This window comes from Kineococcus sp. R86509, from assembly GCF_042466365.1.
In the GTDB taxonomy this organism is placed as follows: domain Bacteria; phylum Actinomycetota; class Actinomycetes; order Actinomycetales; family Kineococcaceae; genus Kineococcus.
Genome location: NZ_JAXHCE010000001.1, coordinates 475,743 through 499,984 on the forward strand (window position 1 = coordinate 475,743; position 24,242 = coordinate 499,984).

The following is a 24,242-nucleotide window of genomic DNA, read 5'->3' on the forward strand; positions in this document are numbered from 1 at the left end:
CGCTCACCCGCTCCGCAGGTCGGCGGGGAACACCGGTTGCAGCACGTGCCACTCGTCGGGGTGGGCCCGGACGGCTGCGGCGAGCACGTCGGCGCAGGTCTGGGTCATCGCGGCGATGGCCCGGTCGCGGTGGCCCCGGACGGACTCCCCCGCCCGGCGCTGCGGGACCTCCACCCGTGGGTGGGTCACGACCACCAGCACCCGGCCCTGCGCTCCGACCTCGTGGTGCAGGGTCATCGGGAACAGTCCGGCGCCGGTGAGGACGGCGAGCGCCGCGGGTCCCGGAGCCATCCGGACGCGGTCGCCGAGGAAGTCGACCTCGACGCCGGTGGCGGACAGGTCGCGGTCGGCGAGCAGCGGGACGAGGGCACCGGCCCGCAGCCGGCGGACCAGCGTCGGGAACGTCGCCGGGTCCCCCAGCGGCAGGACCTCCATCCCGAGGCCGCGGCGGAAGGCGAGGAACTCCTCGTAGACCTCCTCGGGCCGCAACCGTTCGGCGACGGTGACGACGTGGTGCAGGTCGTGGGCCGACCAGGCGGCGGCGTGGTCCCAGTTGCCGAGGTGACCGAGGAAGGCGACGGCGCCCCGACCGGCGGTGAGTTCGGTCCGGAGCGCTTCCCCCCGTCCATCCGGACGGTGTCGACGATGCGCTCCCGACTCCACCCGGGCAGCGCGAACGCGTCGAGCCAGTAGCGGGTGTAGCTGCGGAGACCGTCGCGGACGAGGGCGTCGAGCTCGGCCGGCGTCGCCTCGGGGCGGGCCCGGGAGAGGTTGCGGCGCAACTGCTCCACGCCCTTCCCACCGCGGGCGGTGACGCGGTCGGCGACCCGGGTGCAGGCGGCGACGGCGAGGGGTTCGGGGACGCTGCGGGCCAGGCGCCAGCCGAGCCGGAAGGCCGTGGTCACGCACCGGTCGCGGGTGCGGCGCAGGGAGGTGCGGGGGGTCATGCGGGGTGGTCGGCCAGCGCCTGCCGGCGGACCGTCGACATGCGCTGCACGATGGTGACGACGCTGGCGAGGGCGAGCAGGCCGAGGACGACCTGCAGGAAGGGCAGCGGGACACCGAGGCCGACGAACCCGGCGCCGACGAGGACGGCGACGAGTCGTTCGCCGCGTTCGGCGATGCCGACGTTGGCCGTGTAGCCGAGGCCCTCGGCGCGGGCCTTGACGTAGGACACGATGCTGCCGAACACGAGGCAGGCCAGGGCGAGCCCGGCGGTGAGCTCGTCGTTCCCGCCGCGGGCGAACCAGACGACCAGCCCACCGAAGACGGCGCTGTCGGCGAAGCGGTCGAGGCTGGAGTCCAGGTAGGCGCCCCACTTGCCGGACCGGCCGAGGATGCGGGCCATGATCCCGTCGATGGTGTCGAAGAGGACGAAGACCGTCACGGCCAGCGAGGCCCAGAACAGGTGCCCCGTGGGGTAGAGGACGAGAGCGCTGAGCACGGTGCAGACCGTGCCGAAGACCGTCACCATGTCCGGGGTCACCCCCAGCCGCAGCAGCAGCCGCGCCAACGGGGTGAAGACCTTCGTGACCACCGCACGCGCGTACCTGTTGAGCATCGTCTCGTCGTCCGTCGGGGTCGGGGGGCTCCAGGGTAGCGTCGGCGCGCCCACGCTCCGGTCGCCCGCGCCGGGTGGCGCGATCACTAGGGTTCGGGTCGTGCACCACCTGTCCCGTCCCGCCCGGTGGTGGCGCACCGCGCTCGCCCTGGCGTTCCTGGTCGCGCTGGTCCTGGGCACCCTGCGCTTCGACGACGACCGCTGGCCGTTCGCCCCGATGTCGCAGTACGCCTTCGGGGTGGACCTGAACGGCGAGATCCGCTCGACGCGGGTGGAGGCCGTGACCGTCGACGGCGAGCAGGTCGACGTGCCGCTCTCCCCCGGCGGTGTCGGGCTGCGCCGGGCGGAGGTCGAGGGCCAGTTGCGCCGCTTCGTCGACGACCCGGCGTTGCTGGAGGCGATCGCGGCGGCCTACGCCACGCGCCACCCCGATGCGCCGCGCTACGCGGAGGTGATCCTGGTCCAGGACGTCAGTGCGCTGCACGACGGGACGGTGGTGGGGAAGAGCACCGAGGTCCTCTCCAGCTGGGACGTCCCCGATCCGCGGCACCCGCTGGGGTGCTGCTCGTGAGCGCGTGGCGCACGTGGTGGTTCCCCGCGGTCCCGTTGCGGCGGATCGCCGCGCTGCGGGTCCTGCTGTACCTCTTCGTCGTCTGGGACGCGTGGCGGATCACGACGTGGCCGCTGTCGCACGGGGACGTGCCGGCGCAGCTGTACCGCCCGATCCTGCTCTTCCGTGCGCTGCACGTGCCGGCGCCGACGCACGTGGTCACCCACCTCGACCTGTGGGTGCTGACCGTCACCGCGCTGGTGGCGGCGAGCGGACGTCTGCCCCGGGTGGCCGGGGCGGTCTGCGCGATCGCCTACCTGTACTGGCTGGGCAACGGCTTCAGCTACTCCAAGATCGACCACGACCACGTCGCCCTGCTGGTGGCGTTGCTCGTCCTGCCGAGCGTGGGTCGTGCGGGGGCCCGCGGCGGGCCGAGCGAGTCCGCCGGCTGGGCGGTGCGCTGCATCCAGGTCGCGACGGTCTGCACGTACTTCCTCGCCTCGCTGGCCAAGGTGCGTTTCGGGGGCTGGGACTGGGCGAACGGGGCGGTGACGACGTGGGCGTTCTCCCGCCGGGGCAACGGGCTCACCGACGCGTTGCAGCGGATCCCGTTCTTCGTCGTCGGGATCCAGTGGATCGTCATCGTCGCGGAGTTCTGCTCCCCGGTGATGCTGTGGCTGCGGGGTCGCGCGCTCGCCGCGGCCATCCTGTTCTGGGGGTTCTTCCACCTGGGCACCTACCTGACCCTCGGCATCCACTTCCTGCCCACGGTGGTCTGCCTGCTGGCGTTCGTGCCGTTGGAACGGGTGTCGGTGCGGGGGCTGCGTCAGCGCTGGGCGGGCAGGGCGCAGGCGGGGGTCCCGCCGGGCAGGCGCTGACGGTTCCGGGCGACCCAGCGGTAGCCGAACCCGGCCAGGGCGTTCAACCCCGGGAGCTGCAGCAGGCGACCGGCCACCGGCAGCGGGAAGGCGCTGTGCCGCAACAGCACCGCGACCGCGTCCTGGGCCGAGGAGATCCGCCGTCGCGCGTCGACGAACTGCAACGCCCGGTCGCAGGCCTCGGGGGTCAACCCGAGGGAGGGGAGGTCGAGGGTCTGCCAAGCCGCGACGTCCACGTCGGCCCGCAACGCCGGGACGAACCCCGCCAGGCGGGTGCAGATCCCGCAGTCCCCGTCGAAGACGAGCACGGGCCTCACCCGCGGGTCCAGGCCTGGGCGAGCCGCGACCGGGTGTCCTCCAGCAGTTCCGGCATCGCCTTCGTCCGCCCGACGACGGGCAGGAAGTTGGCGTCGCCCTCCCAGCGCGGGACGACGTGCTGGTGCAGGTGAGCGGCGATCCCGGCCCCGGCGACCGCGCCCTGGTTCATCCCGACGTTGAAACCCGACGGGTTCGAGGCCGCCGTCAGCGTGTGGATCGCCGCCCGGGTGAAGGCGGTGAACTCGGCCAGCTCGTCGGCGTGGAGGTCGACGTAGGCCGACACGTGCCGGTAGGGGCACACCATGAGGTGCCCGGGGTTGTACGGGAACAGGTTGAGCACCGCGAAGACGTGCTCGCCGCGGTGCACGATGAGCCCCTCGTCGTCGGCGAGGCCCGGCGCCCGGCAGAACGGGCAGCTGCCCGGTTCCCCGTCGGCCGGTTTCTTCTCGCCCTGGATGTAGGCGAGGCGGTGGGGGGTCCACAACCGGGCGAACCCGTCGGGTTCCCCCGCGAACCGTTCGGCCGGTTCGACCCCCACCGCCTCGTCGTCGGTCGGGTCACCGCTCACGTCACACCTGCACCCGGTCACGCACGGCGGCGGCGATCCGCGCGACCGCGTCGTCGACCGGGACGCCGTTCTCCTGGCTGCCGTCACGGAAGCGGAACGACACCGCACCGTTCTCGACGTCCTCGGCCCCGGCGATGAGCAGGAACGGGATCTTCTGCTTGGTCCAGGTGCGGATCTTCTTCGGCATCCGGTCGTCGGCGTCGTCCACCTCGACCCGGATCCCGGCGGCGCGCAGCTTCTGCGCGACCTCCTGCAGGTGCGGGACGTGCGCGTCGGCGACGGGGATCCCCACGACCTGCACGGGGGCCAGCCACGGGGGGAACGCCCCGGCGTAGTGCTCGACGAGGACGCCGAAGAAGCGTTCTAGCGAACCGAACTTGGCCGAGTGGATCATCACCGGCTGCTGCTTGGTGCCGTCGGCGGCGGTGTACTCCAGCTCGAAGCGGGCGGGCTGGTTGAAGTCGTACTGGATGGTCGACATCTGCCAGGTGCGGCCGATGGCGTCCTTGGCCTGCACGGAGATCTTCGGCCCGTAGAACGCGGCCCCGCCGGGGTCGGCGACGAGTTCCAGCCCGGTCTCCTTCGCCGCGGTCTCGAGGACCGCGGTGGCCTTCTCCCACTCCTCGTCGGAGCCGATGAACTTCGCCGAGTCCCCGCGGGTGGAGAGTTCGAGGTAGTAGTCGTCGAGACCGAAGTCCTTGAGGAGGCCGAGGACGAAGTCGAGGAGGTGCTTGATCTCTCCCGGCGCCTGCTCCTGGGTGACGTAGGAGTGCGAGTCGTCCTGGGTCAGCCCGCGGACGCGGGTGAGGCCGTGCACGACGCCGCTCTTCTCGTAGCGGTAGACGGACCCGAACTCGAAGAACCGCAACGGCAGTTCCCGGTAGGACCGACCGCGCGAACGGAAGATCAGGTTGTGCATGGGGCAGTTCATGGCCTTGAGGTAGTACTTCGAGTTCTCCAGCTCCATGCCGGGGAACATCGTGTCCTCGTAGTACGGCAGGTGCCCGGAGGTCTCGAACAGACCACCCTTGGAGATGTGCGGGGTTCCGACGTAGGAGAACCCCTCCTCGATGTGGCGGCGACGGACGTAGTCCTCCATCTCCCGCTTGATCACCCCGCCCTTGGGGTGGAAGACGACCAGGCCGGACCCGATCTCGTCGGGGAAGGAGAACAGGTCGAGTTCCGCCCCGAGGCGACGGTGGTCGCGACGTTCGGCCTCCGCGACGCGTTCCTGGTAGGCCTTCAGCTCGTCCTTGGACGGCCACGCGGTGCCGTAGATGCGCTGCAGCTGCGGGTTCTTCTCGCTCCCGCGCCAGTAGGCCGCGGCCGAGCGGGTCAGGCTGAACCCGATGCCGACGAGACGCGTGGTCGGCAGGTGCGGACCGCGGCAGAGGTCCTTGAAGGCCACGGAGTCGTCGCGCTTGAGGTTGTCGTAGATGGTCAGTCCGCCCTCGCCGACCTCGGCCGAGGCGCCCTCGGCCGCGTCCGCGACACCACCGGGGGCGGTGCTCTTGAGGCCGATGAGCTCCAGCTTGTACGGCTCGTCGGCCATCTCGGCGCGGGCCTCGTCGTCGGAGACGTCGCGACGGGCGAATCGCTGCCCCTCCTTGACGATGCGCTGCATCGTCTTCTCGATGACCTTGAGGTCCTCGGGGGTGAAGGGGCGCTCGACGTCGAAGTCGAAGTAGAAGCCGTCGCGGATCGGGGGGCCGATGCCGAGCTTGGCCTCGGGGAAGTGCTGCTGCACGGCCTGGGCCATGACGTGCGCGGTCGAGTGACGCAGCACGGCGAGGCCCTCGTCGGAGGAGATGAGGACACCCTCGACGTCGTCGCCCTCGGCGAGGACGTGGGAGAGGTCGCGCAGTTCGCCGTTGACCTTCGCGACGACGACGGCGCGGTCGTCGGCGAACAGCTCCCCTGCCGTGGTGCCGGCGGCCACCTGCTGGGTCTCCCCGGATCGGGTGATGCTGAACTGGGCCGACACGTGGGGCCTCCGCTGGTCTGGGCTGCTGGTGCTGGGACGGACCGTTCGACTCTACCCAGGGGGGTTCACGCGGACCTCGTCCCCCACCCGCAGCACCCCGCCCGTCGCGACCTGGGCGAACAGCCCCGCGCAGTGCCGGGGCGCTCCCCCCAGCCGCAACACCGCCGCGCCGATCGAGCAGGTCCACCCCTGCAGGTCCGCGGCCGGAGGTTCGTCGGCGCCGAACTCCACGACGAGGTTGGCTCGCGAGGAGTCCCCGGCGTCCGGCTCCCGTCGCTGGCCGAGGCTGACGAGGTGCACGGGAGCCACCTGCCGCGCTCCGCCGTCGACGGGCGCGAGTCGTGCCCCGGGCACGGCCAGGAAGTCCGCGAGCGCCGTCCCGTCGGGAGTGCGCAGGCGGGGTTCGAGGGGGTCCCCGGCGAGGGCGAGCCCGCGCAGCGCGGGGTTCCGCTTGGCGGCGAGGACGCGACCCGCCTCGTCGACGACCGCGTGGCCGCGGTCACCCAGGAGGCCGTCGGGGCCGAGTTCGGCCGCGGTGAGGGAGGATCCCGGGACGGACTTCACCGGGAAGAGGAGGATCTCGCGCAGGACGCCGACGAGGGTCATGTCCTGATGATGCTGGGTGGGCGATACTGGGTTCGAACCAGTGACCCCTTCGGTGTGAACGAAGTGCTCTACCACTGAGCTAATCGCCCGAACGTCGCGCTGAGCGCGTCCGGCCCGAGAACCATACCGTGACTCGGGCCGTGCTCTCGACCGCCGCGGTCAGAGACCCGGGACCCACTGCAGCTGGGCGGTGACGACCTCGGGCGTCCACGCCGGCAGCCCCTGCCAGGCGAGGTAGCCCCAGAGCAGGGCCGCGACGACGGCGGCGGTTCCCGTCCCCAGCGCCGCGCGGGTCGCCAGGGAGCGGCGCGCGAGCCACCGGGCCCAGCGGTGGAGCTGACGTTCCCCGAAGTGCTTGAGCCGTTGGGCGGAGGAGAACTCCGTGCCGAGGACGGCGAGCCCGAGGAACACCACGAGCCAGCCGGGACCGGGCAGCGGCACCAGCACGAGGCCGAGCAGGACGACGAACGCGCCGACGGCCCCGACGACGGCGCGGTAGACCCGGTTCTTGCGGGTGTCGGCGCGGATCCGCTCGCGCTGGGCGTGCAGGGCGGCCCGGGTCCGCCGCACCCGGTGCTGGTGGGCGCTGACCGGGGCGTCCACCCCGGTCACCACGGGGTGCGGCGCGGTCGGCGGCGACGGCAGCGACGCCCCCTCGGCGCGCGCCCGGTGCTCCACCTGCCCGTCCAGCTGCCCGTCCACTTGCTCGTCCACCTGCCCGTCCACCGCGCCGTCCTGGTCCCCAGGTCCGTGTTCGTGCACCGTCCGCACCGCTCACCCTCCGTCCACGACCTGCCGACTCCTCCAACGCACGGACGGGTCGCGACGCTCCCGCCGGAGGTGGAGGTTTCGCGTCGACCCGTGGTGAGAACCGTCACAGCGGCCCGCCGGACGGCGGTTGACCTGCGGATACACCCCCTCGTAGGCCCGCGAACCCGCCGTGGCCGAACGGTGGGGGAACCTCCGGCGACACGCCGACGTCCCACTTGCGTCGTTCGGGTGTTTCAAGCACGCAGTTGGTGGGAAACTCATGGACACGGTCGCTGGAGCCCGTCAGCGGCCATGAGCACACACGGAGGTCGACGTGCCTGCATTGCCGCACCGCAAGACCGAGGTCGACGTCGACGTGTCGCTGCGACTCCGGACCACCAGTGGTCCGGGACTCCCCGTCCCCGCCAGCCTCCACTACGGAGCTGACGACCCCTACGCCATCCACGCGGTCTTCCGCGGTGGCGACACGGACGTGGAGTGGGTCTTCGCACGGGACCTGTTGAGGGAAGGACTGACCGCACCCGCCGGCACCGGCGACGTGCAGGTGCGGCCCTGTTCGGACACCCTCGACGGCCGCCCCCGGGTCCTGCTCCGCCTGTCGTCCCCGGACGGCAACGCGGAACTCGAAGCCGACGAGGCCGACGTCCGGCGCTTCCTGCGCCGTGCCGACGCCCTCGTCCCCCCGGGCCGCGAGACCCGCCACCTGGACCTGGACGAGCTCATCGCTCGCCTGGTGTCCTGACGCACCGGCAGACGACGCACGAACGCGAGCGGACCCGCCCCGGCACTGTCGCCGCGGCGGGTTCTCCCGTGTCGCAGCTCTTCCGTTCCCTGCGGCCGCGTGAGCCGGGAGGGGATTTGGCCTTGTGGCCGACGTCGGCTAATGTTTTCAACGCCACGGGGAACCGGCCGGGAACGGCAGGGAAACCAGGGCATGCGGACGTAGCGCAGTTGGTAGCGCATCACCTTGCCAAGGTGAGGGTCGCGAGTTCGAGTCTCGTCGTCCGCTCGGAAGTCGGCACAACGGGGCCGTGAGCCTCTACGGTGGAGTGGCCGAGAGGTTAGGCAGCGGCCTGCAAAGCCGTCCACACGGGTTCGAATCCCGTCTCCACCTCCACTCGCAGTCGGGTAGCTCCCGACCGTGGGTACCGAGGGCGATTGGCGCAGCGGTAGCGCGCTTCCCTGACACGGAAGAGGTCACTGGTTCGATCCCAGTATCGCCCACCAGCACGTGAAGAGGGTCGGGTCCGGAGACGGACCCGACCCTCTTCGTCGTTCCGGCCGCGCTCGTGACGCCTCCCGGGGTTCCGGTACACGGTCTCGCCGCTGAAACCGCAGAGAGTCACGAAAGGTCACCCAGGCGGACCAACGCCTTGCCTGCCAACGGGTTAACGAATTCGTAACACGCCTGTCACGGAGCCGCGGAGTACGTACGGTGACGGCCATGTCCTCCGCACACTCCGGCCGCCCGGCGCTGCGCGTGCTGTTCGTCCAGGGCCACCTCCGGGAGAACGGCGGCCTCCGCGTCGTCAACGCCCTGGCGGCCCGCTTCAGCGCCGACGGGGTCCGGACGGGCGTCTTCGCCCTGGAGGAGGTCGACGGTGAGGAGGCCGTGGCGCTCCCCAGCGACGGCGTCGCGCTGCGCTACGGCGCCCACCACGCCCTCCCGGCCGCCCGCCGGCTGCCCACCGGGCTCCTCGCCCTGCTGCGCACCGCCCGCGGCTACGACGTCGTGGTCTCCGGCTCGGAGATCGGCCACGGCCTGCTCGCGGCGTCCCTGGTCGCCCGCACCCTCGGCAAGCCCTTCGTGGTCCTGGCCCAGGGCGACCTCGACCAGGCAATCGCCGCCTGGGTCCCCGCCAAGCTGCAGTCCGCCACGCGGTGGGTGCACCGCCACGCGGACGCGGTGATCGCCGTCTCCCCCGGCCTGGTCCCGGGTCTGCTGGCCAACGGCCTCCCCGCGGAGCGCGCGCACGTCGTCGTGAACGGCGTCGACGTGGACGAGGTGCAGGAACGGGCCGTGACCGACCGCGGCGCCCCCGACCCGGTGCCCCGGCGACCGCGCCTGCTGGCGATCGGCCGGCTCACCTCGCACAAGGGCTTCGACCTGCTGCTGCGCGCCTCGGTCGGCGTCCGCGACCGCGGGTTCGACCACGACCTCGTGATCGCCGGGGAGGGCCCTGACCGGGCCGCCCTCGAGCAGCTCGCCGCCGAGCTGGGCGCGGACCACGTCAGCCTGCCCGGGTTCGTGGAGAACCCGGCGGCCCTGCTGGCCCAGGCCGACCTCTTCGTCTCCTCCTCCCGCACGGAGGCGATGCCGTTGACGCTGCTGGAGTCGCTGGCCCTGGCCGTCCCCGTCGTCGCCACCGACTGCTGCGAGGGCTCGCGGTTGCTGCTGGACGACGGTCGCTACGGTGACCTCGTCGCGCCGGAGTCCGTCGAGGCCCTCACCGAGGCGATCGCCGCTCACCTGGGCGACCAGCGGCGGTTGCGGAACGCCGCGGCGGCCGGACCGGCCTTCGCCCGACGGTTCGAACCGCGTCGCCTCGCCCGCGAGCACCTCGCGCTGCTGTCCCGGATCAGCGGAGCACCGCTGCCCGTGTTCGCCCCGCTGCCCGTCGCGACCGGGGACACGTTGCTGAGGACGCACCAGGGTCCGTCCCTCGGCAGCACCACCTGACCCACCGCCCGTCCGCCCGACCGACCCATCGAAACCACCGCATCCCTCGAAGCCCTAGGAGCTCCTCACCGTGCGCGCGCTCGACCTGGTCCGTTTCCTCTCCACCAGCGCAACGACGCGCACCGTCCCCGACACCCCCACCGCGCTGCGGGCCCGTCTCGGCAACGCCGCCGCCAGAGCGCTCGAGGCGGGTCGAAAGGTCCGCACCGAGGTTCCCCGCGAACTGCGCGAACGCACCACCGAGGCCTCCCTCGCCGCGTTCCTCACCGCCTACGTCGACGACCGCGAGAGCGGCGCCACCGAGGGTGGCCGGCACGCGCTCCGCTACGCCCTGCACCACCCCTCGGCCACCCTCGGCGCCGTCGCGGCCGTCCTGCGCCTGCCCGTCGCCCCCGCGGCGCTGGGGGACGGACCGGCCGGTGAGATCCTCCGCTCCACGCTGCTGGCCCGCCACCTCGGTGGGCTGACGGTCGCCTCGACCGGGGTCGCCGTCCTCGACGTGCCCGCCGACGGTGGTGACTACGTGCTGGGCGCGGCCCGTCAGACGCTGCGCCGCAAGGTGCGGGCGGCGCAGAAGAAGGGCGTGACGTTCCGCTTCGTCGAGGACGCGGCGGAGCGCGCGGCCCTGCTGGAGCGCGCCAACGCGGCCGAGCAGGCGCACGCCGACGCCCAGTACCGGGTGGACACCCCCGACAACTCCGACCTGCTGCTGCACGACCTCTGGCTGGTGGCGACCGACGCCGACGGTGAGGCGATCATGCTGTCGGTGACCCCGGTCGACGGCGAGTGGGCCCTGTTGCGCTACTTCCGCACCCTGGGCGCCTCCCCCGCGCACAGCGACGCCCGCTACCTGCTGATGCCGGCCCTGGTCTCGGCCCTGGCCGAGCGCGGGGTGCGCCACCTCGTGGACTCGACCCCGCCGCCGCAGCTGTCCAACGGCCTGCGCCACTTCCAGCGCATGGTCGGCTACCGCTACGCCCGGGTGCGGGTCACGCGCTGACCCCTGCCGGGGATCAGGGGACCCAGCGACGCCGCTCGGCCGCCTGGCGCCGGGCGGCCTCGCGGGCCGCGGTCTTCGTCGGGTCCGGCCACACCCGGTCCACGGCCGAGTTCAGGGCCGCGCCGATGAGCACCGAGATGGCCAGGAAGTAGAACCAGATCAGTACCACGACGGGCGCCGCGAGCGGCCCGTAGATCGACGTCGAGGGGCCCGCGATCGAGAGCGCCAGCGAGCGGCGCAGCACCCACGAGACGAGGAACCACCCCAGCAGCGCCAGCAGCGCCCCGGGCAGGTCGCGCCACCAGCGCGACCGCACGGGCGTCGAGAGGTGGTAGAGCGTCGTGAGGCAGAAGACCGAGAGCACCAGGACGACCGGCCAGTACAGGTGCGACAGCACCCGCACGTTCGCGGGCAGCCACTCCTGCAGCAGGCGCGGGCCCACGAGCACCAGCGGCACGACGACGACCCCCACGAGCAGCGCCACCAGGTAGGTGGACAGCGACAGGATCCGGGTCCGGACGATGCCGCGGTGCCCGCCGAGCCCGTACATGATCGCGATGGTGTCGACGTAGACGTTGAGGGCGCGCGAGCCCGACCACACGCTGACCAGGAACGCGAGCACCGTGAGGTCGGCCCGGCCCTGCGTGGTGACGGAGTCGAAGGTCGGCAGGATCACGTCGGCGATGGCCTGGGACGTGAAGACGGCCTCGGTGATCCGGGCGAGCTGCTCGCGCACGGCGGCGACGTCGTCGGCTCCCAGCCAGCGCCCGAGGTAGCCCAGGCTGGCGACGATGCCGAAGACCAGCGGCGGCAACGAGAGCAGGGCGAAGAACCCGCCCTCCGCCGCCAGACCGGTGACCCGGAAGCGCATGCAGGCCCCGACGGTCGCGGTGGCCAGGGCCCGGACGTCGCGCCACGCCCTCCCCGGCCACGACAGGGTCAGGACAGGCTGCTGGTGCATCGTCTCCTCGGGGTCCCGCAGGTGGTCCAGACGGTGGTCCGCCTCGCTCGCCGGACACGGCGGGTCCGCAGGCGTCCGGACACCGTAACCGGGCCGGGAGCCCGGCCGCGGGAGGCGCCCCGGGAGGTGGCACGGTCCTCGACCCGCCATGATGGGCCGGTCACGCCCACTTCGAATCCCTTCCGGAGGGAACCCCGCGATGCAGATCTGGCCCGGACGGCCCTATCCCCTCGGCGCCACGTACGACGGCGCCGGGACGAACTTCGCCCTCTTCTCGGAGGTGGCCGAACGGGTCGAGCTGTGCCTCATCGCCGACGACGGCACCGAGCAGCGGTTCGACGTGCCCGAGGTCGACGGGTTCGTCTGGCACGCGTACCTGCCCTCGGTGATGCCCGGTCAGCGCTACGGCTTCCGCGTGCACGGCCCGTTCCACCCCGAGAGCGGATCGCGCTGCCAGCCGGAGAAGCTGCTGCTCGACCCCTACGCGAAGGCCATCGAGGGCCAGGTGGACGGCGACGAGTCGCTGTTCTCCTACCACTTCGACCGCCCGGACGAGGTGAACGTCGAGGACAGCCTCGGCCACACGATGCTCTCCGTCGTCGTGAACCCCTTCTTCGACTGGGGCAACGACCACCGCCCCGGCCACGAGTACCACGAGTCGGTGATCTACGAGGCCCACGTCAAGGGTCTGACGATGCAGCACCCCGACGTGCCCGAGGACATCCGCGGCACCTACGCCGCGATGGCGCACCCGGCGATCATCGAGCACCTCACTTCCCTCGGGGTGACGGCCGTCGAGCTCATGCCGGTGCACCAGTTCGTGCAGGACACCCACCTCGTCGACAAGGGCCTCTCGAACTACTGGGGCTACAACACCATCGGGTTCTTCGCCCCGCACAACGCCTACTCCTCCAACGGCCAGCGCGGTCAGCAGGTGCAGGAGTTCAAGTCGATGGTGCTCGCGCTGCACCAGGCGAACATCGAGGTCATCCTCGACGTGGTCTACAACCACACCGCCGAGGGCAACCACATGGGCCCGACGCTGTGCATGCGCGGCATCGACAACCAGGCCTACTACCGTCTCGTCGACGGCGACCAGAAGCACTACTTCGACACCACCGGCACCGGCAACAGCCTGCTGATGCGCCACCCGCACGTCCTGCAGCTCATCATGGACTCGCTGCGCTACTGGGTGACGGACATGCACGTCGACGGCTTCCGCTTCGACCTCGCCGCGACGCTGGCCCGCCAGTTCCACGAGGTCGACCGGCTCAGCGCCTTCTTCGACCTGGTGCAGCAGGACCCGATCGTCTCCCAGGTCAAGCTCATCGCCGAGCCCTGGGACATCGGCGAGGGGGGCTACCAGGTCGGCGGCTTCCCCCCGCTGTGGACGGAGTGGAACGGCAAGTACCGCGACTCCGTGCGCGACTTCTGGCGCGGGGAGCCCGAGTCGCTGGGCGACTTCGCCAGCCGCATCAGCGGTTCCTCCGACCTCTACGAGCACTCCGGGCGCAAGCCCATCGCGAGCATCAACTTCGTCACCGCCCACGACGGCTTCACGATGCGGGACCTGGTGTCCTACAACGACAAGCACAACGCCGCCAACGGTGAGGGCGGCAACGACGGCGAGAGCCACAACCGCTCCTGGAACTGCGGGGTCGAGGGCGAGACGAAGGACCCCGAGATCATCGCCCTGCGGGCCCGCCAGCACCGGAACCTGCTGACGACGCTGCTGCTCTCCCAGGGCGTGCCGATGCTCCTGCACGGCGACGAGCTCGGCCGCACCCAGCGGGGCAACAACAACGTCTACTGCCAGGACAACGAGCTGTCCTGGGTCGACTGGGATCTCGACGACCCCCAGAAGGAGCTGCTGGCCTTCACCCAGCGCATCGTCGCCCTGCGCCGCACCGAGCCCGTCTTCCAGCGCCGGCGCTTCTTCGCCGGTGACGCCTCCCACGGCGGGGAGAGCGAGGTCGGCGACATCGAGTGGTTCACCAACGACGGCACCGAGATGACCGCCGCGGACTGGGCCGACCGGTCCAACCACACCGTCATGGTGTTCCTCAACGGGGAGGCGATCCCCGAACCGGACAAGCGCGGGGAGCGCATCGTCGGCGACTCGTTCCTGGTGCTGTGGAACCCGTGGCACGAGGCGGTGGAGTTCACGCTGCCCGAGAAGGCCTACGGCGACGACTGGGCCCCCCGCCTCGACACCGCCGACGACCAGGTCGGCATCGTCTCGATCTTCACCGAAGAATCGGCGTTCTCCCCGGGCGCGAAGCTGCCGGTGGCGGCCCGCTCGGTGCTCGTGCTCGCTCGTGGACCACTGGGAGAGAAGTGACCTACCGTCCGACCGTGGTGCCCGGGAGCACCTACCGGCTGCAGGTGCAGCCGGCCTTCACCTTCGACGACGCCGCCGCGCAGGCGGAGTACCTGGCGACCCTCGGCGTCTCGCACGCCTACCTCTCGCCGGTGCTGGCGCCCGCTAAGGGCTCCGAGCACGGCTACGACGTCGTCGACCACTCCCACTTGAACCCCGAGGCCGGGGGTCGGGAGGGCTTCGACCGGCTGGTGGCCGCGCTGCGTTCCGCCGGTCTCGCCGCGGTGGCCGACGTCGTCCCCAACCACATGGCCGTGCCCACTCCCGCCTCCGACAACGCGCAGCTGTGGTCGGTCCTCAAGGAGGGGCCGGACTCGCCCTTCGCCTCCTGGTTCGACGTCGACTGGTCGGTGCCGGACCGGGCGATCCTCATGGCCGTCCTCGGTCAGCGGATCGGGCAGGTCCTCGCCGCGGGCGAGCTGGCCCTGGACGACTCCGGCGACGAGCTCGTCCTGCGCTACTACGACCACGTGTTCCCGGTGCGTCCCGGCACCGAGGACCTGCCGCTGGCCGAGCTGGTGGACCGCCAGTGGTACCGGCTGGCGCACTGGCGGGTGGCCGACGAGGAGCTGAACTACCGCCGCTTCTTCGACGTCGACACCCTCGCCGCGATCCGGGTCGAGGACCCGGCCGTCTTCGACGCCTCGCACGCCCTGCTGCTGGAACTGCTGCGCGCGGGGGACCTGCAGGGGTTGCGGATCGACCACCCGGACGGTCTCGCGGACCCGCGCGGCTACCTGCGCCGCCTGGCCGAGGTCACGCGCGAGGGGGACTCGAGCGCCTGGGTCGTCGTCGAGAAGATCCTTGAGGGTGACGAGACCCTGCCCGAGGACTGGGAGTGCGCCGGGACCACCGGCTACGACGCGTTGCAGCGCATCGGTGGGCTCTTCCTGGACTCCGCCGGGGCCGAACCGCTGTCCGCGCAGTACGCCGCGGTGACCGGTGAGAACCGGCCGTTCTCCACCATCGTCGACGAGGCGAAGCGCGAGGTCGCCGAGTTCGGCCTCTACGCCGAGGTCCACCGCCTGGTGGAGCTCCTCGCCGGCATCTGCCACGACCACGTCGACCTGCGCGACCACACCCGTCGCGGGTTGCACGAGAGCGTGCTCGAGCTGCTCGTCTCCATCGAGCAGTACCGCGCCTACGTGGTCCCGGGCGAGGCGGCACCGGAGGTGGCCGTCGAGGTCCTCGAGCACGCCGCCGAGGTCGCCGGAGCCCGCCTGCCCGCCGAGCGCCACGACACCCTCGCGGTCGTCGTGGACCTGGCGCTGGGTCGGGTCGCGACCGACGACGCGCGCGCGGCGGAGTTCATCGTCCGGTTCCAGCAGACGTGCGGCCCGGTGATGGCCAAGGGCATCGAGGACACCGCGTTCTACCGGTGGTTCCGGCTGAGCTCGCTCAACGAGGTCGGCGGTGAACCCACGAGGTTCGGGACCTCCCCGGAGGAGTTCCACTCCTTCGCCTCGGCGCTGGCGCGCGACTGGCCGGCCACGATGACGACGCTCTCCACCCACGACACCAAGCGCAGCGAGGACGTCCGCGCCCGCCTGTCGACGTTGTCGGAGTTCACCACCGAGTGGGCGGCCGCCGTCACCGCGTGGCGGGAACTGGCCACCACCCACCGGGCCGCGGAACTGGACGCCCGGACGGAACTGCTGATCTGGCAGACGCTCGTCGGCACCTGGGGCTCCTCGGGTCCGATCGCGGCGGAACGCCTCCTCGGCTACCTCCAGAAGGCGACCCGCGAGGCCAAGGACCACACCACGTGGACCGCGCCGGACGAGGCCTACGAGGCTGCGGTGGAACGGTTCGCGACGGGGGTCCTCGGTGACGCCGAGGTCCTGGCCGCCGTTGCCGAGTTCGTCGAGCTCACGGGCCCCGCGGCGCGGGTCGCGCTGCTGGGGCAGAAGTTCGTGCAGCTGACGATGCCGGGTGTCCCCGACGTCTACCAGGGCACCGAACTCGTCGACCTGTCCCTGGTCGACCCCGACAACCGCCGCCCGGTCGACTTCGCCGACCGCGCCCGCCGCCTGACGGCGCTGGACGCGGGCTCGGGGCCGACCGACCTGGACGACGAGAAGCTCCTCGTGGTCTCGCGGACCCTGCGGGTGCGCCGAGACCACCCCGAGGTCTTCGCGGGCGCCTACTCCCCCGTCCCCACGACCAACGGCAACGCCGTCGCGTTCTCCCGCGGCCCGGCGGAGAACCCGGCCGTCGTCGCGGTGGCGACCCGCCTCCCGGTGTCGCTGGAACGTCTCGGCGGTTGGGGCGAGCACACCCTGACCCTCCCCGAGGGCCTGTGGCGCAACGTCTTCACCGGCGCCGAGGTCCCCGGCGGGGCCGCCCGCATCGCCGACGTCCTCACCGACCTCCCGGTGGCGCTGCTCGTCCGCGCCTAGCAACTTCTGGGGGACTTCCCACCCTTCCCAGGCCGCGGAAGGGTGGGAAGTCCCCCAGAAGTCGCAAGGGGGCGCGGGCTCCGACAAGCTGTGCACCATGCGGTTCGAACTGTGGGCGCCGGCGGCGCAAGAGGTGGAGCTCGTCCTCGACGCGGGACGGGTGCCGATGCGGCGCAGCGACTCCCCCCGTCCGGGGTGGTGGAGCGTCGAGGCCGAGGGCGCGGACGGCACCCGCTACGCGTTCTCCCTCGACGGGGGTGACCCGCGCCCGGACCCGCGCAGCGGCTGGCTGCCGGACGGGGTGAACGCCGCGAGCGCCGTGGTGGACCCGTCGCTCTTCACCTGGACCGACCAGAACTGGGCCGGCCGGGACGCCCACGGGGCGGTGTTCTACGAACTGCACATCGGGACCTTCACCCCCGAGGGGACGTTCGCGGCGGCGGCGCAGAAGCTGGACCACCTCGTCGACCTCGGCGTGGACGTCGTGGAGGTCCTGCCGGTGTCGGCGTGGGACGGGCCGTGGAACTGGGGTTACGACGGCGTCTCCCCCTACGCGGTGCAGCACGAGTACGGCGGTCCGGAGGGTTTCGCCACGTTCGTCGACGCCTGCCACGCGAAGGGTCTGGCCGTCGCGCTCGACTGCGTCTACAACCACCTCGGGCCCAGCGGGAACTACCTGGCGGAGTTCGGGCCCTACTTCACCGAGAAGCACGACACCCCCTGGGGTGCGGCCGTGAACCTCGACGACGAGGGCTCGGTCGAGGTCCGTCGCTGGATCGTCGACAACGCGCTGCGCTGGTTCCGCGACTTCCACGTCGACGCCCTGCGCCTGGACGCCGTGCACGCCCTCGTCGACGACTCCCCCCGCCACGTCCTGGCGCAGCTGTCGGACGAGGTCGCGGAACTCGCCCGCCAGCTCGGCCGACCGCTGTCCCTGGTCGCGGAGTCCGACCTCAACGACGCGTTCATGGTCTCCCCCACGGCTCAGGGTGGCCGGGGGATGACCGCGCAGTGGGACGACGACGTGCACCACGCCCTGCACGCCTGGCTCACCGGGGAACGTCAGGGCTACTACGCCGACTTCGGCGACGCCGAGGTCGTGAAGACGACGTTCGAGGAGGCGTTCTTCCACGCCGAGCGGTTCTCCACCTTCCGCGGGGAGCAGTGGGGGAAGAAGGTCGACCGTGCGAGCGTCCCGGGGACGGCGTTCCTGGGGTACCTGCAGACCCACGACCAGGTCGGCAACCGCGCCGTCGGCGACCGGATCGGGCACCTGCTCTCCCCCACCGCGCAGGCCGCCGGGGCGGCGCTGTACCTGCTGGGCCCCTTCACGCCGATGGTGTTCATGGGTGAGGAGTGGAACGCCTCGACGAAGTGGCAGTTCTTCACCTCCTTCCCCGATCCCGACCTCGGCAAGGCCGTCAGCACCGGCCGCCGCTCGGAGTTCGGCCAGCACGGGTGGGACGCCGAGGACGTCCCCGACCCCCAGGATCCGGCCACCAAGGAGGCCTCGGTCCTGCGCTGGGACGAGGTCGACGCCGAGCCGCACGCGCGGATGCTGGCCTGGTACCGGACGCTGACCGGCCTGCGTCGCGCCGTGCCGGACTTCGCGGCCGCGGACCTGCGCGAGGTCCGGGTGGACGTCGCGGGCAACGCCCTGGTCCTGCACCGGGGCCGGTACCGGGTCGTCGTCACCCTCGGGGAAGGCGCCGACGTCGAGGTCGAGGGCAGCCCCCTCGAGGTCGTCGCCCAGTTCAGCGACGGCCCGGCCGCCGAGCTGCTCGGCGAAGGGGTGCGCACGTCCGCGGAGTCGGTGGTGGTGCTGCGGGTAGCGTGATCGCGTGAGCGAACCCGCCGACCTGGTCCGCACGGCCGCCGTCCGCATCGCGGCCCTGGCCCAGGACGGGTTGACCTTCGCGCTCGGCGACCCCGCCAAGGACTACGACGCGGCCCGCTACCGGGAGCTGACCGAGCTCGCGGCGGATCTGCTGGCCGCGGTCTCCACCTCGCCCCGCGACGTCCTGCGGGCGCTCCTGGACACCGACGCGGGCTACGCGACGCCCAAGGTCGACGTCCGGGCGGGGGTCATCGACGATCAGGGCCGGTTCCTGCTGCTGCGCGAGCGCAGCGACGGGCTCTGGTCGATGCCGGGAGGGTGGGCGGACCCGGGTGACCGCCCGGCTCAGGCGGCGGTCCGCGAGGTGCTGGAGGAGACGGGCTACCCCGTCGAGGTGATCAAGGTCGTGGGCGTCTGGGAACGGGACGCCCGCGGCAAGCAGCCGCCGATGCCGGTGAGCGTCTTCCACCTGTACTTCCTCTGCACCGTCTCCGGGGACCGCGTCGCGGCGAGCGAGCTCGAGACCCTGGACGTCGGCTGGTTCGGCCTGGACGAGTTGCCGGAGCTGTCGCAGCGGCGCATCAACCGCTGGGAGCTGGAACGGATGATGGCCCACCACCTGGACCCGTCCCTGCCCACCGAGTGGGACTGACCCGTTAGGCTCCCTGCTTGTTGCCAGTGACTTGCAACAAGCGAGGAGTGAGCGTGTCCGTCCTGTCCGAGCCGTCCCGCGCCGCCGGCCGCTCCTGGAGCGGCCTCGACACCCGACGCCTGCTGCGTCTGCTGGCCGTCGTCGCGGGGTTGCACGTGCTCGGGTGGGGTGTCCTGGGTCTCCTCGTCGTACCCCACGAGTTCTCCGTGGGCGAGCAGGTCTTCGGCTGGGGGCTGGGACTGACGGCCTACGTGTTCGGGGTGCGGCACGCCTTCGACGCCGACCACATCGCCGTCATCGACGGAACCACGCGCAAGCTCACGGGGGACGGCCAGCGTCCGCTGTCGGTGGGTTTCTGGTTCTCCCTGGGCCACTCCAGCGTTGTGTTCGCGATGGCCGTCGTCGTGGCGACGGGCGCGAGGTTCGCCTCCGGCCTCGTCACCGAGGGCAGCGCGGCGCACGACGCCCTCGGGGTGTTCGGCACGAGCGCCGCGGGGGTCTTCCTCTGGGTCATCGGGCTGGTGAACCTCGCCGCGCTGGTCGGGATCCTGCGCACGGCCCGGATGCGCCGTCGCGGGGAACTCGACGACGCGGCCCTGCACCAGCGACTCGCCCTCGACGGTGCGGTGGCCCGGTTGCTGCGGGGTTTCACCGCGAGGATCCGCTCCCCCCGCCAGATCTACCCGGCCGGGTTGCTCATGGGTCTGGGTTTCGACACGGCGACGGAGGTCGCGCTGCTCGTGCTCGCCGGGACGGCGGCCGTGACCCTGCCCTGGTACGCGGTCCTCGTGCTCCCGGTCCTGTTCGCCGCGGGCATGAGCCTGTTCGACACCCTCGACGGCGCCTTCATGAACCTCGCCTACGACTGGGCCCTGGCGAACCCGTTGCGGCGCTTGACCTACAACGCCGTGGTGACGGGGGTCTCGGTGGTCGTCGCGCTGGCCATCGGCACCATCCAGCTGGTGTCGGTCCTGCACGACGAACTCGGTCTCGGCGGCGCCGCGACGTGGATCTCCGGCCTCGACACGGAGTACGTCGGGTACGCCGTCGCGGGGCTGTTCCTGCTCGTGTGGGCGGTCGCGCTGGTGTGGTGGCGCCGCTCAGGCCGGCGCCGCACCCTCACGCGCGAGGGCTGACAACCGCGACACCGCGCGCAGGTACTTCTTGCGGTACCCGCCGTTGATCAGCTCGTCGGTGAACACGGCGTCGAAGGGGACTCCGGACGCGACGACGGGGATGTCCCGGTCGTAGAGCCGGTCGGCGAGGACGACGAGGCGCAGACCCACCATCTGGTCGGTGACGGTGCTGACCCCGCGGAGGCAGACCGCCGTGGTCTGGCCGACCATCGCGCCGTAGCGGCTGGGGTGGACCTGGGCCAGGTGGTTCAGCACGGTCGTGAAGTCGTCGAACGTCGCGCCCGGACGGGCAGCGGCGGCGCGTTCGACCTCCTCGTCGGACAGCGGCGCGGGCGCGGGCTGCAAGCCGCGGTGGCGGTAGTCCTCGCCGTCGACGCGCTGCACGTCGAACTGCCCGGCCAGGGCCTGGATCTCGCGCTGGAAGTCCTGCGCGGCGAAGCGCCCCTCGCCCAGGGCCCCCGGCAGCGTGTTCGACGTCGCCGCCAGCTTCACCCCGCGGTCGACGAGTTCGCGCATCAACCGCGACATCAGGACGGTGTCACCCGGGTCGTCGAGCTCGAACTCGTCGATGCAGACCAGGGCGTTCGGCGCCAGCGCCTCGACGGCGGGCAGGAAGCCCAGTGCACCGACGAGGTTGGTGTACTCGACGAAGGTGCCGTAGGCGGCGGTGCGGCCACCCTCGGTGACGACCTGGTGGTACAGCGAGGAGAGCAGGTGGGTCTTGCCGACCCCGAAGCCACCGTCGAGGTACATCCCCGGCGCACCGCTCGGCGCGGCCTTGCGCTTGAAGAGGCCCGCCAGACCCTTCGCCGGCGCGCCGGCCGCGAGGACGCGCTCCCCGAACGCGCTCATCCCGGCGACGGCCTCGGCCTGGCTGGGGTGCTCGGGGGCGGGGACGTAGCTGGCGAAGCGGACGTCGGCGAAGCGCGGCGGCGGCACCAGCTCCGCGACCAGCTGCTGCGGGGGTACCCGCGGGTTGCGGTCTGCCAGGGAGTCCAGACGCATCTGAGAGCCGGTCACAGTGCTCCACAGTAGTGAGCGGTCGGTGGGGGCGTCGGTGGGGTCTGGCAGGATCGCGGCCAGCGGGAACGACCACGGCTGGGAACGACGGACCGCGCCGGGACGTTGCTGCAAGGACGACGACCGCTGGAGGAACCACCGTGACCACGCTGCCCCTGGACACCGACGAGAAGCTCGCCGCCTACGCCCACCCCGAGAAGCTCGTGACGACGGATTGGCTGGCGCAGCACCTCGGTGAACCGGGCCTCGTCGTCGTCGAGAGCGACGAGGACGTCCTGCTCTGGGACACCGGGCACGTGCCCGGATCGGTGAAGGTCGACTGGCACACCGAGCTCAACGACTCCGTGACCCGCGACTACGTCGACGGCGCCGGCTTCGCCGCGCTGATGTCGGCCAAGGGCGTCCGCCGTGAGGACACCGTCGTGATCTACGGCGACAAGAACAACTGGTGGGCCGCGTACGCGCTGTGGGTCTTCACCCTCTTCGGCCACCCCGACGTCCGCCTGCTCGACGGCGGCCGCGCGAAGTGGGTCGCCGAGGGCCGGGAGATGACGACCGAGGCCCCCGCGCGTCCCGCAGCGGACTACCCCGTCGTCGAACGCGAGGACACCTCGATCCGCGCCTTCAAGGAGGACGTGCTCGCGCACATCCGCACCGGTAGCGGCGGCAAGCTGGTCGACGTGCGGTCCCCGCAGGAGTACACGGGCGAACGCACGCACATGCCGGACTACCCCGAGGAGGGCACCGTCCGCGGCGGCCACATCCCCGGCGCCGACAGCGTCCCGTGGGCTCGCGCCGCCGCCGAGGACGGCACCTTCCGCTCCCGCGAGGAACTCGCCGCGATCTACCAGGACGAGAAGGGCCTCTCCCCCCAGGACGACGTGATCGCCTACTGCCGCATCGGGGAACGCTCCAGCCACACCTGGTTCGTGCTCTCCCAGCTGCTCGGTTTCGGTCAGGTCCGCAACTACGACGGGTCCTGGACGGAGTGGGGCAACGCCGTCCGCGTCCCGATCGCCAAGGGGTCCGACAAGGGTTCGGTCCAGTGACCGCCGACGCGTCGGGCGACGACCGCAGCGATGACCTCAGCGACGACCCGACCGCGGGGTTGCCGGCCCCGATGGCCGAGATCGTCGAGGACTTCCAGGCGCTGCCCGATCGCGAGCGGCTGCAACTGCTGCTCGAGTTCAGCCAGGGCCTGAAGCCGCTGCCCCCGCAGTTCGAGGGGCACCTCGAGAAGATGGAGCGGGTGGACGAGTGCCAGTCACCCGTCTTCATCACCGTCGAGGTCGACGACGCCGACGCCGTGCACCTGCACGTCTCGGCGCCACCCGAGGCGCCGACCACGCGCGGTTTCGCGGGGGTGCTGCAGGAAGGTCTGGACGGCCTGCCCGCGGCGGTGGTGCTCGACCTGCCGGGTGACGTGTGTTCCCGGCTGGGGCTCGACCGAGCCGTCAGCCCGCTGCGGATGCGGGGGATGACGGGGATGCTGGCGCGGGTGAAGCGCCAGGTGCGCGTCGCCACCGTCGCCTGAGGAGAGGGACGAGGACGTGACGTACACCCAGGAGTCGAGCCACGAGCTGCTGGCGGAGGACAACCGTGCCCTACCGGTGACGCGGATCTCCGAAGCACGACTGCCCACGACCTTCGGCACCTTCCGCGCCGTCGCCTACCGCCAGGCCGACGGGATCGAGCACCTCGCGCTCGTCGCCGGCGACATCGGCGACGGGCACGACGTCCTGGTTCGGATGCACTCGGAGTGCCTGACGGGCGACGTGCTCGGCTCACTGCGCTGCGACTGCGGTCCGCAGCTGCACGCCGCACTGGAGGCCGTCACCGCGGAGGGTCGGGGGGTCGTGCTCTACCTGCGTGGTCAGGAGGGGCGCGGCATCGGGCTCGCCGAGAAGATCGCGGCCTACGCGTTGCAGGAGCAGGGTCGCGACACGGTCGAGGCCAACCTCGACCTCGGTCTGCCCGTCGACTCCCGCGACTACGCCGGGGCCGTCGCGGTCCTGCGCGACCTCGGCGTCCACGACGTGGAGCTGATGACCCACAACCCGGTGAAGGTCGCGGCGCTGGAGACCCACGGTGTCCCCGTGCTGCGCCGTCGGGACCTGCCCGTCGCCCAGACCCTCGACAACGTCCGGTACCTGCGGACCAAGCGCGACCGGATGGGCCACCGCCTCCCCGGTGTGAGCTGACCCGGTGAGCATCGACGCACCAGTCCGCCTCGGCGACTGGGACACCCTGCTGCGCCTGGCGCGCGAGGACGACCCGGTCCTCGTCGGGGCGGGACTGCAGGAACGCTCCGGCGGCGACCTCGTCGACCGCTACGCACCGCTGCTGCTCGCGGGGCGCACCGGCGTCGTCGCCCAGCTCGGACAGAGCCTTGACGGCTGCATCGCGACCGCCTCGGGCGACTCGCACTTCGTCACCGGCGAGGCCGACCGCGAACACCTGCACCGGTTGCGCGCACTGGTCGACGCCGTCGTCGTCGGGCCCGGCACCGTCCACACCGACGACCCGCAGCTGACCGTGCGGGCCGTCGAGGGGCCGAACCCGGTGCGGGTCGTCCTCGACCCGCGCGGAACGCTGCTCGACCGCGGGGTCCTGCGGGACCCCACCACGGTCCACCTGGTCGGCGAGCCGGCCCGTTCGCCCCGGACCGTCCTGAAGACCCTGCGGGAGCAGGGGTTGCGCCGGATCCTCGTCGAGGGCGGCGGAGCCACGGTCAGCGACTGGGTCGCGGCCGGGCTGGTCGACCGGCTCTACCTCACGGTCGCCCCGCTCGTCGTCGGCCGCGGCGGCCGGCGGGGGATCTCGTTGCCCGACGTCGAACCCCTCACCGACTGCCTGCGCCCACCCGCCCGTCGCCACCTCCTCGGTGACGACGTCTGCTTCGAACTCGACCTCCGCGCCTGAGCGGTGGTCGGGCAAGGAC

General features: G+C 72.0%; 23 protein-coding genes, 4 tRNA genes and 1 pseudogene. 17 read left to right on the top strand and 11 right to left on the bottom strand.

Annotated elements, in window-relative coordinates:
* Positions 1–3: 3 nt before the first annotated feature.
* The 3 genes and pseudogenes from SJY07_RS02320 to pgsA form a co-directional block, all read right to left on the bottom strand.
* Positions 4–663, bottom strand: a complete 660-nt coding sequence (locus SJY07_RS02320; protein ID WP_380156774.1) for a phosphatidylinositol mannoside acyltransferase — start codon at positions 661–663, stop codon at positions 4–6.
* A gap of 23 nt (positions 664–686) precedes the next feature.
* A pseudogene (locus tag SJY07_RS02325) lies at positions 687–947 on the bottom strand (phosphatidylinositol mannoside acyltransferase); the annotation flags it as partial.
* Positions 944–1,561, bottom strand: coding sequence for a phosphatidylinositol phosphate synthase (gene pgsA, locus SJY07_RS02330; protein ID WP_328295846.1), 618 nt, complete (start codon positions 1,559–1,561; stop codon positions 944–946). The pseudogene SJY07_RS02325 and the gene pgsA, both read right to left, overlap by 4 nt.
* 100 nt (positions 1,562–1,661) lie before the next feature.
* Here pgsA and SJY07_RS02335 point away from each other — a divergent pair, with 100 nt between their 5' ends.
* On the top strand, positions 1,662–2,132 hold the full coding sequence (locus SJY07_RS02335; RefSeq protein ID WP_328295845.1) for a hypothetical protein: 471 nt from the start codon (positions 1,662–1,664) through the stop codon (positions 2,130–2,132).
* A complete protein-coding gene (locus SJY07_RS02340) occupies positions 2,129–2,989 on the top strand; it encodes a hypothetical protein (protein WP_328295844.1) in 861 nt (286 codons plus the stop codon). Before SJY07_RS02335 ends, SJY07_RS02340 begins: the two co-directional genes overlap by 4 nt.
* Here the strand turns inward: SJY07_RS02340 and SJY07_RS02345 are convergent.
* From SJY07_RS02345 to SJY07_RS02370, 6 genes are all read right to left on the bottom strand, one after another.
* On the bottom strand, positions 2,938–3,306 hold the full coding sequence (locus SJY07_RS02345) for a DCC1-like thiol-disulfide oxidoreductase family protein (RefSeq protein WP_328295843.1): 369 nt from the start codon (positions 3,304–3,306) through the stop codon (positions 2,938–2,940). The genes SJY07_RS02340 and SJY07_RS02345 overlap by 52 nt on opposite strands.
* Positions 3,303–3,875 carry an HIT family protein gene (locus SJY07_RS02350; RefSeq protein WP_380156777.1) on the bottom strand — a complete coding sequence of 191 codons (573 nt, stop codon included), beginning with the start codon at positions 3,873–3,875 and terminating at the stop codon, positions 3,303–3,305. Before SJY07_RS02350 ends, SJY07_RS02345 begins: the two co-directional genes overlap by 4 nt.
* Before the next feature lies 1 nt (position 3,876).
* Positions 3,877–5,859 carry a threonine--tRNA ligase gene (thrS, locus tag SJY07_RS02355; protein WP_328295841.1) on the bottom strand — a complete coding sequence of 661 codons (1,983 nt, stop codon included), beginning with the start codon at positions 5,857–5,859 and terminating at the stop codon, positions 3,877–3,879.
* A gap of 51 nt (positions 5,860–5,910) precedes the next feature.
* Complete coding sequence (locus SJY07_RS02360) at positions 5,911–6,465, bottom strand: MOSC N-terminal beta barrel domain-containing protein (protein WP_380156780.1); 555 nt, start codon at positions 6,463–6,465, stop codon at positions 5,911–5,913.
* A 17-nt stretch (positions 6,466–6,482) separates the two neighbouring features.
* Positions 6,483–6,554: transfer RNA gene (locus tag SJY07_RS02365), tRNA-Val, on the bottom strand.
* Positions 6,555–6,624: 70 nt separating this feature from the next.
* A complete protein-coding gene (locus SJY07_RS02370) occupies positions 6,625–7,179 on the bottom strand; it encodes a TIGR02611 family protein (RefSeq protein WP_380156782.1) in 555 nt (184 codons plus the stop codon).
* 370 nt (positions 7,180–7,549) lie between these two features.
* Here SJY07_RS02370 and SJY07_RS02375 point away from each other — a divergent pair, with 370 nt between their 5' ends.
* The 6 genes from SJY07_RS02375 (at position 7,550) to SJY07_RS02400 (ending at position 10,916) form a co-directional block, all read left to right on the top strand.
* Positions 7,550–7,978 (top strand): SsgA family sporulation/cell division regulator, encoded by a 429-nt coding sequence (locus tag SJY07_RS02375; protein ID WP_328295838.1) that lies wholly within the window; start codon positions 7,550–7,552, stop codon positions 7,976–7,978.
* Between the two features lie 194 nt (positions 7,979–8,172).
* A tRNA-Gly gene (locus tag SJY07_RS02380) sits at positions 8,173–8,245 on the top strand.
* 34 nt (positions 8,246–8,279) lie between these two features.
* Positions 8,280–8,353 (top strand) — tRNA-Cys (locus SJY07_RS02385).
* Between the two features lie 35 nt (positions 8,354–8,388).
* Positions 8,389–8,463 (top strand) — tRNA-Val (locus tag SJY07_RS02390).
* A gap of 217 nt (positions 8,464–8,680) precedes the next feature.
* Positions 8,681–9,916 carry a glycosyltransferase gene (locus SJY07_RS02395; RefSeq protein WP_380156784.1) on the top strand — a complete coding sequence of 412 codons (1,236 nt, stop codon included), beginning with the start codon at positions 8,681–8,683 and terminating at the stop codon, positions 9,914–9,916.
* A 70-nt stretch (positions 9,917–9,986) separates the two neighbouring features.
* Entirely contained in the window at positions 9,987–10,916 is a 930-nt protein-coding gene (locus tag SJY07_RS02400) for a hypothetical protein (protein WP_380156786.1), read from the top strand.
* Positions 10,917–10,929: 13 nt separating this feature from the next.
* Here the strand turns inward: SJY07_RS02400 and SJY07_RS02405 are convergent, their stop codons facing one another.
* Positions 10,930–11,877: a YihY/virulence factor BrkB family protein gene (locus tag SJY07_RS02405; RefSeq protein ID WP_380156788.1), complete on the bottom strand. Its 948-nt coding sequence runs from the start codon at positions 11,875–11,877 to the stop codon at positions 10,930–10,932.
* A gap of 199 nt (positions 11,878–12,076) precedes the next feature.
* On the opposite strand from SJY07_RS02405, the gene glgX reads away from it, so the two are divergent.
* The 5 genes from glgX to SJY07_RS02430 all read left to right on the top strand — a co-directional run bounded on the left by glgX (position 12,077) and on the right by SJY07_RS02430 (position 20,281).
* Entirely contained in the window at positions 12,077–14,218 is a 2,142-nt protein-coding gene (glgX, locus tag SJY07_RS02410) for a glycogen debranching protein GlgX (RefSeq protein WP_328295834.1), read from the top strand.
* A gap of 14 nt (positions 14,219–14,232) precedes the next feature.
* Positions 14,233–16,656, top strand: coding sequence for a malto-oligosyltrehalose synthase (gene treY, locus SJY07_RS02415; protein ID WP_380156790.1), 2,424 nt, complete (start codon positions 14,233–14,235; stop codon positions 16,654–16,656).
* A gap of 97 nt (positions 16,657–16,753) precedes the next feature.
* Complete coding sequence (gene treZ / locus SJY07_RS02420; RefSeq protein ID WP_380156792.1) at positions 16,754–18,493, top strand: malto-oligosyltrehalose trehalohydrolase; 1,740 nt, start codon at positions 16,754–16,756, stop codon at positions 18,491–18,493.
* Positions 18,494–18,497: 4 nt separating this feature from the next.
* On the top strand, positions 18,498–19,145 hold the full coding sequence (locus SJY07_RS02425) for an NUDIX hydrolase N-terminal domain-containing protein (protein WP_380156794.1): 648 nt from the start codon (positions 18,498–18,500) through the stop codon (positions 19,143–19,145).
* A 53-nt stretch (positions 19,146–19,198) separates the two neighbouring features.
* Positions 19,199–20,281, top strand: coding sequence for a HoxN/HupN/NixA family nickel/cobalt transporter (locus SJY07_RS02430; RefSeq protein WP_380156796.1), 1,083 nt, complete (start codon positions 19,199–19,201; stop codon positions 20,279–20,281).
* Here SJY07_RS02430 and zapE read toward each other — a convergent pair.
* Positions 20,246–21,286: a cell division protein ZapE gene (gene zapE / locus SJY07_RS02435; protein ID WP_380162105.1), complete on the bottom strand. Its 1,041-nt coding sequence runs from the start codon at positions 21,284–21,286 to the stop codon at positions 20,246–20,248. The genes SJY07_RS02430 and zapE overlap by 36 nt on opposite strands.
* 155 nt (positions 21,287–21,441) lie before the next feature.
* On the opposite strand from zapE, the gene SJY07_RS02440 reads away from it, so the two are divergent.
* The 4 genes from SJY07_RS02440 (at position 21,442) to SJY07_RS02455 (ending at position 24,223) form a co-directional block, all read left to right on the top strand.
* Positions 21,442–22,350 (top strand): sulfurtransferase, encoded by a 909-nt coding sequence (locus tag SJY07_RS02440; protein ID WP_380156798.1) that lies wholly within the window; start codon positions 21,442–21,444, stop codon positions 22,348–22,350.
* A 71-nt stretch (positions 22,351–22,421) separates the two neighbouring features.
* A complete protein-coding gene (locus SJY07_RS02445; protein ID WP_380162107.1) occupies positions 22,422–22,835 on the top strand; it encodes a SufE family protein in 414 nt (137 codons plus the stop codon).
* 16 nt (positions 22,836–22,851) lie between these two features.
* Positions 22,852–23,502 carry a GTP cyclohydrolase II gene (gene ribA / locus SJY07_RS02450; RefSeq protein ID WP_380156800.1) on the top strand — a complete coding sequence of 217 codons (651 nt, stop codon included), beginning with the start codon at positions 22,852–22,854 and terminating at the stop codon, positions 23,500–23,502.
* A 4-nt stretch (positions 23,503–23,506) separates the two neighbouring features.
* The gene (locus SJY07_RS02455) at positions 23,507–24,223 is read left to right on the top strand and encodes a RibD family protein (RefSeq protein ID WP_380156802.1); all 717 of its coding nucleotides are present in this window, start codon (positions 23,507–23,509) and stop codon (positions 24,221–24,223) included.
* Positions 24,224–24,242 lie beyond the last annotated feature (19 nt).